General features: G+C 41.3%; 12 protein-coding genes. 5 read left to right on the top strand and 7 right to left on the bottom strand.

What is annotated here, in order from left to right:
- Positions 1-250: 250 nt before the first annotated feature.
- On the bottom strand, positions 251-931 hold the full coding sequence (locus RMY00_RS31275) for a RibD family protein (protein WP_322651252.1): 681 nt from the start codon (positions 929-931) through the stop codon (positions 251-253).
- 183 nt (positions 932-1,114) lie between these two features.
- On the opposite strand from RMY00_RS31275, the gene RMY00_RS31270 reads away from it, so the two are divergent.
- Both RMY00_RS31270 and RMY00_RS31265 read left to right on the top strand, forming a co-directional pair.
- The gene (locus RMY00_RS31270; RefSeq protein WP_322651251.1) at positions 1,115-2,491 is read left to right on the top strand and encodes a DUF2252 domain-containing protein; all 1,377 of its coding nucleotides are present in this window, start codon (positions 1,115-1,117) and stop codon (positions 2,489-2,491) included.
- Positions 2,492-2,550: 59 nt separating this feature from the next.
- Positions 2,551-3,042, top strand: coding sequence for a DUF1499 domain-containing protein (locus RMY00_RS31265; RefSeq protein ID WP_322651250.1), 492 nt, complete (start codon positions 2,551-2,553; stop codon positions 3,040-3,042).
- Positions 3,043-3,044: 2 nt separating this feature from the next.
- On the opposite strand, the gene RMY00_RS31260 is transcribed toward RMY00_RS31265, so the two are convergent.
- Both RMY00_RS31260 and RMY00_RS31255 read right to left on the bottom strand, forming a co-directional pair.
- Positions 3,045-3,926: a CoA-binding protein gene (locus RMY00_RS31260; RefSeq protein WP_322651249.1), complete on the bottom strand. Its 882-nt coding sequence runs from the start codon at positions 3,924-3,926 to the stop codon at positions 3,045-3,047.
- Between the two features lie 121 nt (positions 3,927-4,047).
- Complete coding sequence (locus RMY00_RS31255; protein WP_322651248.1) at positions 4,048-5,274, bottom strand: succinate--CoA ligase subunit beta; 1,227 nt, start codon at positions 5,272-5,274, stop codon at positions 4,048-4,050.
- A gap of 649 nt (positions 5,275-5,923) precedes the next feature.
- Between RMY00_RS31255 and RMY00_RS31250 the strand changes: the two genes are divergently transcribed.
- Positions 5,924-7,711: a hypothetical protein gene (locus tag RMY00_RS31250; protein WP_322651247.1), complete on the top strand. Its 1,788-nt coding sequence runs from the start codon at positions 5,924-5,926 to the stop codon at positions 7,709-7,711.
- Positions 7,712-7,847: 136 nt separating this feature from the next.
- Here the strand turns inward: RMY00_RS31250 and RMY00_RS31245 are convergent, their stop codons facing one another.
- Both RMY00_RS31245 and RMY00_RS31240 read right to left on the bottom strand, forming a co-directional pair.
- A complete protein-coding gene (locus RMY00_RS31245; protein ID WP_322651246.1) occupies positions 7,848-8,459 on the bottom strand; it encodes a hypothetical protein in 612 nt (203 codons plus the stop codon).
- A 28-nt stretch (positions 8,460-8,487) separates the two neighbouring features.
- Positions 8,488-9,264, bottom strand: a complete 777-nt coding sequence (locus RMY00_RS31240; RefSeq protein WP_322651245.1) for an ABC transporter permease — start codon at positions 9,262-9,264, stop codon at positions 8,488-8,490.
- 441 nt (positions 9,265-9,705) lie between these two features.
- Between RMY00_RS31240 and RMY00_RS31235 the strand changes: the two genes are divergently transcribed.
- On the top strand, positions 9,706-10,854 hold the full coding sequence (locus RMY00_RS31235; protein ID WP_322651244.1) for a DegT/DnrJ/EryC1/StrS family aminotransferase: 1,149 nt from the start codon (positions 9,706-9,708) through the stop codon (positions 10,852-10,854).
- 91 nt (positions 10,855-10,945) lie between these two features.
- On the opposite strand, the gene RMY00_RS31230 is transcribed toward RMY00_RS31235, so the two are convergent.
- Entirely contained in the window at positions 10,946-11,692 is a 747-nt protein-coding gene (locus RMY00_RS31230) for a DUF561 domain-containing protein (RefSeq protein ID WP_322651243.1), read from the bottom strand.
- A 264-nt stretch (positions 11,693-11,956) separates the two neighbouring features.
- On the opposite strand from RMY00_RS31230, the gene RMY00_RS31225 reads away from it, so the two are divergent.
- Complete coding sequence (locus tag RMY00_RS31225; RefSeq protein WP_322651242.1) at positions 11,957-12,745, top strand: class I SAM-dependent methyltransferase; 789 nt, start codon at positions 11,957-11,959, stop codon at positions 12,743-12,745.
- A gap of 117 nt (positions 12,746-12,862) precedes the next feature.
- On the opposite strand, the gene RMY00_RS31220 is transcribed toward RMY00_RS31225, so the two are convergent.
- Positions 12,863-13,405, bottom strand: coding sequence for a Uma2 family endonuclease (locus RMY00_RS31220; protein ID WP_322651241.1), 543 nt, complete (start codon positions 13,403-13,405; stop codon positions 12,863-12,865).
- Positions 13,406-13,542: the final 137 nt, after the last annotated feature.

The following is a 13,542-nucleotide window of genomic DNA, read 5'->3' as shown; positions in this document are numbered from 1 at the left end:
GCTGCTGGTGATGTTGCTCCTGTCGCTTTGAGCGCTCCTGCTATCAACGGTTAATTCTAAGCTCTAGCTAAATTAAAAAGCGCTCTCCTAATAAGGAGGGCGCTTTTTAGTATTAACGATAATAGCGTTTAGGAACTTCCAGAAAATAAATTATCCAATTTACTCAGATCATATTTTTCTTTCTCCCCTTGCCTACACCACGATAGAATATTTTTTTAGTTAGAAGTCCCTTAATTCTGGCAGCGCATACTCAACTGAGAATGCGGTAGTTTAAAAACAACTGACTTCCAACCTGACGAGTTTCAACGAGTTGGAGATGAGGAGCAGCTTGGGGAAGAAAACCCTCTCCCTCCACTGGGGTAGAGGCGTGCTTTCCTCCATAAATGATGGGCCAAATTGTCAACCACCAATCATTAATTCGCCCTGCCTTTAGTAAAGCAGCTGTTAAAGCGCCGCCTCCTAAAACAATGACTTTGTGAATACCCCGCTCTGCCATTAAGTTGTAGGCTCGATCCCAGTCTAAGTCTGTTTCTCCCAAATCGATTAATTCAGCTAGCTTTTGCAAGCTCGTTGCATCAGAATTACGCTTCAAACCAGTGCGTGTTGTAAATATCCATCGCTCAATGTCCTGACTTAAAAAAGGTAAGTCCAGCGATAGGTCAAGGGAACCTGAGACAACGCAGGTAATAGGCTGGGGAGACTGACCTCGAACCTTACGTGCTGCCAAAAGTTCGGGATTACGAATTGTATAGGTTCCTCCCTCAGCCCGAATCGTCCCTGCTCCTACCAAGACTAAATCGGCAAGGGAGGCTTGATACTCTAGGTGTGCTTGATCAACTGGATCGGCATCACGAGGCGCTTTAGGATCTACGGCACTAATTTTTCCATCGGCCGTCATCGCAAGAACCACAGTTGTTTGGATAGCTGACATGATTACATTCTGACGGTTCTTTATAATTTTACCTTTTTGAATTCTTTACTATGAATACTTGTTGCATTGTGCTTTAGCTCACTTTCTAAACTATGGCTCTAGGTGCTAAAAGAATTGTGGTTGGATGATTGTCTCTACACAAGAGTCTAACAAAAGTCAATTTTTTACATTTAAGAGATGGTCATGCCAAAATACATATCTATATCTGCAATCGTATTTGTCTTAATTTTAATTTTAGGGTTTGCATCTCCAACTCAAGCCGCCACTCCCCGTTCAACTTGGGTAGAGAATGAAATTTATCAATATAATCATCCCTTTGCTTCTCAATTGCCTCAAGAACTGGCAACAAAAATGCAAAAGATGAAGGCTAGCCCTTTCGCCTTTTATCGGGGAACAGATCACATTTTTTATCGTGATATGCAGACCTTGCCAAGTTCAGGATTTGTGAATTCTTCAACCTCAGCTATCTGGTTAGAGGGAGATATGCATCTGCAAAATCTTGGAGGGATGAGAGATAGCAACGACAACAACGTTTTTGACACCACCGATTTTGATGAAGGCTATCTTGGCCCCTACGTTTGGGATTTGCGACGAATGGCAGTCTCTATCTTGTTGACAGCTAAAGAGAACGGTCTTAACTCAAGTGATGCTCAAGATATTGTTCGGAATTTCTTGGATACTTACTTGAACAAGATGAGTGACTTTAAGGGAACTAACGACGAACTTTCATACCGTTTGGAATCTGGCAATACAAACGGTGTGGTCAAAGATTTAATTCAAAAGGCATCAGATAACAGCCGTTCTAGCTTGCTAAATAAATACACGCAGTTAAATAACACTAACAATCGAGTATTCCAGACTACTTCAGAACTTCAGCCTGTATCCAGCAGCACCTATTCCGACATTGCTGGGGCTATAAGCAATTATATTGCCTCAATTCCTAGCAGTAAACGCTATAGCAATAGTTATTATGCTCTCAAAGACATTCGACTAAAATTAGGTTCAGGTACTGGTAGTCTTGGTAAGTACCGATATTACTTACTGATTGAGGGGCCAACAGGAACCGACGACGATCGCATTTTGGAGATGAAGCAGGAAGGTAGTAGTGCAGTTGCGATCGCAGTTCCAGGTCTGCTGCCAACTTCAGTTTACAGCAATCAAGAAGGGGCGAGGGTGGCAATCGCCACTAAAGCAATGCTTTCCAATACTGACCCTCTGGTTGGCTACACTACGGTCAATGCTATCCCATTTATGGTACATGAAAAATCACCCTACCAAGTGGACTTTGACTATACATTGCTAACCACTAAATCAAAATTCATGGATGCGATGGGGTATGCGGGGAAGGTTGTTGCCAAGAACCATGCAATCTCTGATAAAGACTATGATGCTGCGATTATTCCCGTAAGCGTTGACAAAGAAGTGACTGATATTGTTAGCGGTAACAAGGCTGTATTCAAAGACGAAATTGTTAACTTTGCGGTGGACTATGCAACTCAAGTTGAGTACGACTACACGAGTTTTGTAAATGCCTACAACCAAGGGGTGATACTCTACTAGAACATCGATTCAATATTTAGAGATTATCTGCTATTCCAACCCTAAGGAATAAATTTATAATGTTTCGTCTGCTAATAGCCTTCGCGCAGCGACTCGTGCGGAGTATCGCTTTTGTAATATTGCTAACTTTGATTAATAGTTTAATACTTCCTACCGCAGCTTGGGCTACCTCTTCTGCTTTGGGAGTTAATAATGGTCATCTTAGTTCATGTCCGGCTTCAAACAACTGTGTTGTGAGTCAAGATGGCGATCCTAAACATGCCATTGACCCAATTGCCTATCATATAGACCGTGATGCAGCACGAAAAACTTTACTAAAAACTCTTACCGTCGTTCCCCGCACAGAAGTTATAGAACAAACAGATAATTACATCCACGCTCTTTCTAAAAGCCGCATCTTCAAATTTATTGATGATGTAGAGTTTTATTTCCCTCCCAATGAATCAGTAATTCATGTGCGATCGGCAGCTCGCGTGGGAGAGTCGGATCTTGGTGTTAATCGCAGGCGTTTGGAGCAAATTCGTCTGGCTCTGCGCGATCTAAATATTTGATTTTAGCTAATTTCCTTTCTCAATAATTCTGGAATCTGAGAAGGACGTTCAGCTACTGGAACTTCCGCTTCTTTTAAAGCTGCTAATTTACTTTGAGCCGTGCCAAAGTTAGGATCGCGTCCGATAACTGTTGCTAAAGTCCCTGTTTGACGCCAAGTTTTTCCTGGTGGTGCAAGTCTACCTGCAATGTAGGCAATTACTGGTTTATCAATTGCCTCGGTAATGTACCGGGCTGCTGCTTCTTCACTACCACCGCCAGGTTGACCAACTAAAACGATCGCCTCTGTAGTTTCATCCTCATCGAGAATTTGCAACCATTGGAGAAAGGAGGAACCAACGATCGCATCACTACCAATACTGACACTAATCGACTGCCCCAAACCTGCTTTTGTTAATTCGTAGGCGATTTCGTAGGTAAGGGTGCTACTACGACTAACGATCCCTACTCTGCCAGGAGTATAAAATTCGCTTGGTTGAGTACCTAAAAGAATTTTCCCCGGCACAATGATCCCCGGACTATTTGGCCCGATTACCAAAGTTTCACAGGCTTCAGCTTTGCGGAGTAGTTGCACCATATCCAAAGGTGGCACACCAGCAGTGATAATAATGATCTGGCGAATATGAGATGCGATCGCTTCTAATGCCGCATCTAGCACATCGTAAGGGTCTACACAGATAATTGTTGTGTCAATTACCCCAAATTGTTCTATTACTTCCTCTACTAAGTCAAAAACTGGCAATCCATGCAGTTCCTGTCCGCCACATCCAGGATTGACACCGGCTACTAAGTTCGTACCATAAGCTTTCATTTGAGCAACATGAGTGCCTGAGATAAATTCACAAAAGCCTTGAATTAATACTTTACTGTCTGGCGTTAGGTTCATAAAAAATTACCGTAAGTTTAGCAACCCAGTCGTCTATGGCACTGGGCATAAAAAAGACATATTTATAGTGTCGGATTAAATTAATTTTTTTGAATTTTGAATTTGAAGAATGTAACACTCATTACCTTTTATTAGCCGTTGGTTTAGCCAGACGAACTGCTGCCGCTACTGCCTCATCTAAATTTTCCACTACAAGGAGCGCATTGCTGGGGGTTTTTAGTGTTGCTAAATACTTTCTCGCATCATCAAATTCTGAACCAGCAAGACGGACAACTAAGGGTGAAAAATTCTGCTCTTGCCGACTTTTACTACCATTAGAATGCACAACCTGTGAGTTAAGTTCGCTGTTGTCTTGCTCCACAACTCTGGCTATAACTTCAATCACTTCTTCTGTTTGAGGAATGCTACCTAGAAAGTTAATTAATATTACTTGAATGCTGTTATCACCCTCTAGGATTTTTAGACCTGTTTCTAAGCGATCGCGGAAAGTAGTTGGTTTAGTGTCTGTAACGTAAGCATGACGTAGATTCAAACAAACACCTGGATTGCCACCAGCATTAGCTACTAAATCCAAAGTTGCCATTACTGAACCAGTACCATTACCTAAAATACCGATTTTACCGTGCATTTTCACTCCATCCCAGTCGCCCAATATACCATTAATTTCAGTACTGGTATGACGACTGATGATTTTTGCCGCCATCTCGGTGAGGTCAGGATGACGCTTGATTGACCGTTCGTTGACCCTGACTTTACCATTAAGAGCCATAACTTGACCAGTAGCACTGACTGCCAAGGGATTGATTTCGACTAAATCTAGGTCTTTTTGCACAAATAAGTGGTACATCTTCTGGACAACGCAGCTTACCGACTGCATCAGCGTCCCCTGCAAACCCATTTTCAAAGCCAGTCGTCGCGCATAAAATGGCGAGAATTCTTGTTCCACGACAACATAGTGCATTCTTTCCCCAGCCGATTCCCAATCAATGTCTGCTTCCTTGCAACCTAAAAGAACTGGTCGGCAAACAGCAGTATCTAAAACCACCGCCAGATAAAATTCCTGGTTGGCATCGTATTGGGATTCTGCCAGCACAACTTCTGGCAATTCGCCCCATATTGGTAAACTAAAGATATTTTGGGCAGCTGCGATCGCATCAATTGTAGTCTCCGCAAATCTGACTCCACCTGCTTTTGCCCGTTCCGCTCCATGTACTTGAGATTTCAGTACAATTGGAAAGCGAATTTTTAAACGTTTCAAATCTGTGGGATGGTCAATTCGTTGGGAAGGCAATACAGGAATGCCTATCTTGCCAAACCACTCTTTAACTTGATACTCTAATAAATCCATTGATACACCTTGTATTTACACTTTCCCAGCCTTTGCTTAATGCTGTTTTAATATTTTGCAGCACTTTTATTTTAAAATTAAGCTTTTAGCAGCTATAAAAATTTATTTTTCACCAGTCAATTTTATCGATTTCAGCCAATGAGGCAGATTAATTTTGATAGCCAACCTGTTGGTGCTAGAGTCACAACATGTAATTTATCTCTTCAGTAAGTTTCCTAGCATAGAAGATAACTACCATTTCTGTCAAAACCCTCTGACTTAGCATAGTTTCCTTAACCTTTGGATAAATTTGTGACAACTGCTCTACAACTCCGATTTTGCAGAACATTAGCTCCTGTGTATTTTATTGTCCCGAAATAATGCAGTTAAAATACTCAAAAATTCTATTATTCCCATTTTTTATTTGTAATTTACATCTAAAGACAGATAATTTGATTTTGCATCTGGCATTGTAAAAATGTAACAACGCGAACAATAATTACTTTTTTGATTTTTGGTGAAAAGTCTGAATGTGTGTTAGAACGTTGGTCGTTCAGATTTTCAGGCTGTGGTTGGTTAAACTGTGCATTTGCATTCAACAAACCTAAAAAGTTCATTTCATTCTCTTAAAGATAATCAAAACAATATAGAAATTAAGCGGGAAAGCTCTATGAAAGTAGCAGTCCAGCAGGAAGATTTACAGCTTTTAGCCAAAACTTTGCAGGAACAATTACTTGCAGAAGTCTCAACGGCTGAAGTCTTCAAGGTTAAGTGTGCCGTCAATAAAGACGGGTTAATGATTTTAACCCAACACGAATCAGATGTAATAGTTGATACTCAAACAATCTTTGCAGTAATTGAGGAAGTACTTCAGTCTCTAGCACCCCACAGAGAACGGCGAGTGCAATGTTTCCTCAGAGTTTTTGGTGAACAACTCCCTTATGCAAAATGTTTCTTGCCTCTGAGAGAGATGGGGGGAGGGGGAGATGAGGCAGGGGAGGCAGAGGAGGCAGAGGGAGCAGGGGGCGCAGGGGAGGCAGGGGGGGCAGGGGGGCAATACTTTTCTACCCTTTCTTCATCAGCTATTACCTATTCTCCATCAATCGATAAGATTGAGGAGGAACTGTTTGACCCGTTGGCAGATGCGCCGAATTTGCAGACTTCAAAGCCAGCATCTCAAATCAAATCCATTTTACTGGGTGCAGCTTTGGTGGGAGTTATAGTTTTAGGCGGCGGTGCTTACTTATTGACTCGCCCTTGTGTGATGTCTGAGTGTAAAGAAATACAAAACGCCGAGCAATTAAAAACAGAATCCCCGCAACTTTTGCGCCGCGCCAAGTCTGAAAAAGAATTAGTAGCTATACAACAACAACTTACGGCAGCTAGTGCAGCCTTGAATGCAATTCCTAGTTGGTCGCCTCGTTACCAGATATCAGAAGAACTAAGAGCAAGTTTGTCTGGACGGTCAGAAAAAATCAGCCAGGTGGTCAAGGCTTTGCAGATGGGATCTTTGGCTACACAAAAAGTTCAAACTCCTGCATCTAGCCTAGAGGAATTACAAGCTAGGCAACACTTATGGCGACAGGCTATAGCCCCACTAGAAACTATAAGTTCCAGTAATGAACTCTATGGACTGGTGCAAGGAAAATTACTTAATTATCGTGTCCGTTTGCACGCTGTAAATCAGCAGATAGTTACGGAGGAAAAATGGCTAAAAAAACTAACGGCAGCAAAAGCTGTAGCTAGTGCAGCCGAGAATCGGCAAGCTACTGCTAAATCTTTGAATGACTGGCAAAAGGTTCAGTCTACTTGGCTGGTGGCTATTAATGCTTTGAATAGCATTCCCATAACTAGCCTTGGATACCAAGAAGCCGAAAAGCTGTTGGTAGATTATAAACCTAAGTTAGTAGCGGCACGCGATCGCGCTACTAAAGAACGATTAGCTGTGAAAGCATACCAACAAGCCGTTAGCGCTGCCAAGCAAGCCAAAGTATATGAGCAACAAAACCAATGGCTTGCAGCAACGACATACTGGGATCAAGCTTTGCAAACTGCTAAAAAGATTTCCCAAGATAGCTTGTACTACACTCAGGCTCAGTCTCTCATTGAACCCTACTCAATAGCTCTCAAACAAGCACAAGAAAAAGTACAAGTTATTAGTAGTTTGCAACAAACTCGCACTGACTTGGATAAAACTTGTATTAATGGAATTCGGATTTGCACCTTTAGCATAGACAATGCAGGAATTATTGTCCGGCTAACTCCTGAGTATGATCAAATAAGGCAAAATAACCTAGCTACTCCTTATTCTAAAAATTCGGATACTGCTGTTGACGTTACCAATCACTTGCAAATATTACGAGAAGCTTTAGCTGTAATTAGTGATAATGCCAGCTTGTCTCTTTTCCTCTATGATTCCCAAGGTCAGGTAATTTATACACGGACTTTAGGCGGGTAGAAAAGTTAGGAGTGAAGAGTTAATCTAAAAATTTTGTGTATAAATTTTAAAATCTCTCTCTGCTTTTGAGAGAGGTTTATTATATAGTTGACGACTTCGTGAACATCCTTTAATTTCATCGGTAAAATACACAATACTATTGTTTTTGTATTTTTAATTCACATTCTTGAAAAATATAATTAACTGCCGCAAATAATTTATCTAAATCTTGAATTACATACAAATTTCTATTCCGAGTAAAAACATCAGCAATCAATTTTCCGAATTGCCATATTTTACCGTTAGAAACAATCCCAAAAATATCACTGACAAAATCATCATTAATTCGCTGCACTGCGATCATTTCAGCTAAACACTGACCCCAGCCTTCTTCAAATTTGTCTTGTTTAGCTTCAACTGTCAAAAAATAAGGTTTATCAAAAACAATCGTGCCTAGAGGATTTCGCTGTGTTACCGTATAATCTGGAACGCCTGATAAATCTTCATCGTAAGCTAATGTTTCATGACTCCAAAGTGTTAATTTACTTCGGTAATTTTTCCATACTTCTTTCAATACTGGATAGATGAGATTTTCACAAATAGCATCTTCAGAATTATCAATAACTCCATCTGTAAATAGCAAATCTAATTCTTCTTTAAAAGACTGTTTAACTGGAAAATCCACTTCTAATATAAAATTAGACTGTACATATTTTATTTGAAATTTTTTAATTACTGCGCTGATACTTTTGTAATTACTAAATGCCATTTTAATTTACCTTTTATTAAAAATGTCATTACCTGACTAACTGCGCGGCAGAATTGAAAAATTGACGACACAACCCCTTTGTGACTAAAAGTGTTGTCAACAAATTAGCGAAAGCAACCATAAATATAATTAAAATTTCGTATGATATAGCATCCAGTGGTTTCACACCAGCTAATAGCTGTCCGGTGGTAATTCCTGGTATTGCCACCATACCGATGAGGAGCATTTGATTGAGAGTCGGAATCAATCCGGCTCTGATGGCATCTTTGCGATACTGGCTAACTGCTTGCTGGGGCGTTGCACCTAAGCTCAAATGGGTTTCGATTTCAAGATGGCTGGAATTAATGGTGCTGACAAGACGTTCGCCTGCGATCGCAGCTGCATTGGTAGCATTACCTAAGACTATTCCTGCTAGGGGAATTACATACTGTGGTTCGTACCATCTTTGTGGTTGAACGATCAAGAAGTTGGTGTAAAGCACTGTCAGGGCGGTACTAATTAAAATTGCACCCCACACCAAAGGCAATACATAAGGAATTTTTTGGCTGATCCGATTTCGTGCGACAATCGCCGTAATTGTCAGCATTATTGTTAATATCGCCAAAACTGCCCAAGCATTGTCCAAAGCCAAGATGAAATCTAAAATGTATCCCAATACAAGTAGTTGTAAGATGGTTCTCCCAGTAGCAAGGGCTAAGTTTAACTCTAGTCCTAATTTTTCCCAGGCAGATAAACCAATAGCGATCGCCATCAATCCCACAGCAATAGCTAAATCCACAAAATCCAGCTTGATCAACTCCTGCATAAGTTTTCTATCTCCATCTCCTGGTATTTCCTTTTCAAAGCAGCCCACACATCTGGAACTTTGATCCGATGTGTTGGATCTTGGTTGATATATATCACCTTTATCAATTCAAAATTTCAAAATGGTACAACCTTAACATGGCAAACACCTAGTACCGCAAGGCGGAAGTCAAAAGTCAAAAGTCAAAAGTCAAAAGTATTATGGAATCAGCTTTTTAGGAATTTTAAATGGTTGCTCTATTTCCGCCGTGGCGTACTAGTATGCTTATTATCTGTAAATTAAATGTGCGGTAGTTTCTGGCGCCTTAATTTAAGTAAAAACCCTAATAGATGCGTATCTTGGACGATAGTCTTTTAGTAGCTCCTTTTTGATTAACAATTCAATTAGCAAAAATTGACTCTCGAAGTGCATCCTTTGTATCTCCCAATAAAATAAGAACTCATGATCCAAAGTGTAAATCCTATCCCTGCCTTTGATATCAAGCAGCAATACACCACCATCGAAGCAGAAGTAAGTGCAGCTGTCTTAGAGGTTTTGGCTTCTGGCCGCTATATCGGTGGCCCCTTAGTCGAAGGCTTTGAGCAACAGTTTGCTGCTTATAATACTGTTACTCAATGTGTAGCTTGTAATTCTGGTACTGATGCGCTCTACTTAGCGTTACGAGTGTTGGACATTGGTGCAGGCGATGAAGTGATTACAACTCCTTTCACTTTTATTGCTACATCTGAAGTAATTAGCGCCGTGGGTGCAAAGCCTGTTTTCGTTGATATTGACGCTACTACCTTGAATTTGGATGTCGAGCAAGTAACGGCGGCGATTACACCCAAAACTAAAGCGATTATCCCGGTGCACCTATTTGGACAACCTGTGGATATGACATCATTGATGGCGATCGCTCAGTCTTACAATTTGGCAATCATTGAAGATTGCGCTCAGTCTACAGGTGCAAGGTGGGCTGATCAAAAAGTCGGAAGCATTGGACATATTGGTTGCTTTAGTTTCTACCCTACCAAAAATCTTGGTGGTTGCGGTGATGGCGGGGCAATAACGACTAATGACCCTGCGATCGCCACTAAACTGCGAATACTACGAGATCATGGCAGTAGAATTAGATATTTACATGAGGAAATCGGTGTAAATAGTCGCTTGGATGCTCTCCAAGCAGCTATTTTGCAAATTAAGCTACGTTATTTAGATATTTGGAATAATCGCCGACGAGATATCGCCAACTATTACTATCAGTTCCTTAGTCAAGTTCCGGGAATTGTCCCACCGCAAGAATTACCTGAGGGTGTTGGAGTATGGAATCAATATACTATTCGCATCTCAGGCGAAGAGCGAAATGGTTCTAGCGCCAAATATCGAGATTGGGTGCGTAGTCAATTGCAAGAACAGGGCGTGAGTTCCATGATTTACTACCCTCACCCTTTACATTTACAACCAGTTTATCAAAGCCTGGGCTATCAAATTGGGGACTTACCGATAGCAGAGCAAGCTTGCCATGAAGTTATATCCTTGCCTATGTACCCAGAACTGACACAAAAACAGCAAGATCAGGTGATTTATGCGTTGAAGGATTGTTTGGGGTGAGGGGAGTAGGTAGAGACGCGATTAATCGCGTCTGTACTGAATAGGGAAGAGGGAATTTTTATATTCACCACTCCCCACTCCCGATTAAAAACTAAGCGATCGCCCGGTTGCTAGCAGTCGCTAAGGCTTCTACTAAGCCACGTACAGCCGCAATCATTGCTACTTCGCTATTGAGTTGGTTGATGGCAGAACCAACACCAACACCAGCAGCACCAGCCGCGATCGCTAATGGTGCAGTAACGTTAGAAATGCCTGAAGCACACAATACTGGTACTGACACCACACGGGAAATCTCAAAAGCTGCTGCCAAGGTGGGAGCAGCTTTTTCAATTAATCCTAAAGTTCCAGGGTGAACTGGGTTACTGCTAGTACCGCCTTCGGTTTGGATAATATCTGCTCCAGCTTTCACCAGTTCCTCTGCTAAGTGTACCTGTTGATCTAGTTCCAAGATGTGGGGAACAGTGACAGATAGGGTAATTTCCGGGAGGAGAGCGCGGGTTTGCTGAGTCAGAGCTAGCACTTCTAGAGCTTCAAAGCGGCGTCCTTGAGAATAGAAGGAATCGAAATTCCCGATTTCAATTAAATCAGCACCAGCTGCGACAGCTTGCACAAATTTTTCTGGTTCTACTGCTGATATACAAATTGGTAAATTTGTCAAACTTTTAGCTAGCTTTACCAAAGCTGGATCTGCGGCAATATCGACAAAAGTAGCACCGCCAAATTCAGCAGCTTTAACAGTAGCAGCGACGCTAGCGGCGTCGAAGTTATTCAAGCCGCTAATCACTTTCAGGACGCGGCGGTTAGTAAATGCACGTTGGAGTGTGGAATGCATCGTCATAGTTTGGCTTTTGAAGCTACGAAAATTAGGTATATTCTACCGTTCCTCGGCTGATCGGGGACTAAATCACTATCGCAGTTGCCAAATTTTGATAGTTTTATCCTTTTTCTCGGATTAGCGTAGTTTACCGCCGCAGGCATCGCTATATTGTAAAATTTTGCTCTTGGAGTTTACTCTCACAATTAAATTATGTATTAAATACAGCAAACTTTTAGCATATTTCTATGTAAAAATAATTAATTTATTCTTTTCAGGAATGAAGATATGACTGAAGAAATAATGGCAAACTTGGACGATAAAGAAATACTTGAACTTTGGGACAATAGAGCTAGAGACTGGGATATTCAAGTTGGTGAAGATGGCGACGACAATCGAATTCTGAACTCAGATCCAGTACTATGGAGTTTCGCTGGTAATGTTGCAGGATTGTCTGTCCTCGATGCTGGTTGTGGTACAGGATATTTAGCACGCCAGCTTTGTCTTAAGGGGGCCAGTGTAACTGGTATAGATTTTTCACCTCAGATGATAGAAATTGCCCAATTCAGAGCTAGCCAAAATAATCTAGATATAGATTTTCATTTGGATTCATGCACTGAACTCAAGTCGCTTCCAGATGAGCAATTTGATATGATCATCTCGAATTATGTTCTCATGGATTTGCTTGATCTCGAAGGAGCAATTAGGGCATTCAATCGTGTTCTGAAGTCTAGTGGTATTGCAATCCTTGTGTTCTTACATCCTTGTTTTCCCCAAGGTAACTCGACTACTGTAAATGAGGATGGGACAGTTTTTTATAGTTGGGATTGTTCTTACTTTGAAAGGAAACAACACAACGACCAACCTTGGAACCATTTTACAACACCATTTATTTGGTTTCATCGCCCTCTTTCCGATTACTGGAAAGCTTTCAAGGCAGCAGGTTTTTCTGTAGAGGAATTTGAAGAACCAAGAATTACACCAGAGCGATATCATCTTGCAGAAGACGATCAAAAGCTATTTAATTCCAAAACACGTCCCTATTCGATAGTTTTTAAACTCCTGAAGGTTAAATAATTCGTCATGACGCTCCTACGTCGCTACCGCTACGCTAACGTAATTAAGTTTTGTAATGGGAATTTAGACCCCTGTTTTTGAATATGAGTTCCCTTTCCCCGTGTTTTTCATACTATCCTAGTCAAACTCTAGAGGCCACAAATCTGCAATTGGTACTTCCCATCCTGGGAGTAGTTCGGGAACTGTTAAAATATCGCCATCACGAAGTATTATTGCTTCTTGTCCAAAGTTGTAGACTTCAACAATCCGCTCATCTGGATTGAGCAAAATTCCTACCTTAGTTCCCAAACTCAGAAATTCTTGAATTTTAGCTCTGAGATCCTCTAAATTATCACTAGGGGACTTCACCTCTACAGTCAAATCGGGAGCCAATTGAGCAAAAGACTTCGGACTGCGACGCAAGCGTTCGGCTAAAACAAATGAGGCATCCGGTGCGCGTAAATCTGAATTTGGCAATCTAAAACCGGCGCTAGAAGCTGCTGTTCGTCCCAGTTTGCGGGGTCTAACCCAGTTACGTAACTGGGCTACCATTTCAGCTGCGACCTCATCTGATTCGTATCCTGATGGACTCATAACAATAATATTACCCTTGACTAGTTCCATGCGATAGTCGGGATGCTGTTGCTGCATTTGTTCCAAGTCTTCAAGCGTCAGGGACATAAAACCTCTCTAGGAGCGATCGCTTTATTTTGCCTAGAATTACTATACCGTAATACTTATAGACCCCTCTAGGAGCAATTAATGAGTTTAGCCAGGTAATTCGAGAACATAGATGAAGGTAAAATCTAATATCATCG

It is taken from the genome of Nostoc sp. ChiVER01, from assembly GCF_034531155.1.
Lineage (GTDB): Bacteria > Cyanobacteriota > Cyanobacteriia > Cyanobacteriales > Nostocaceae > Nostoc.
Note: the sequence above shows the minus strand (reverse complement) of the source record. Positions and strands in the feature narration are given on the sequence as shown.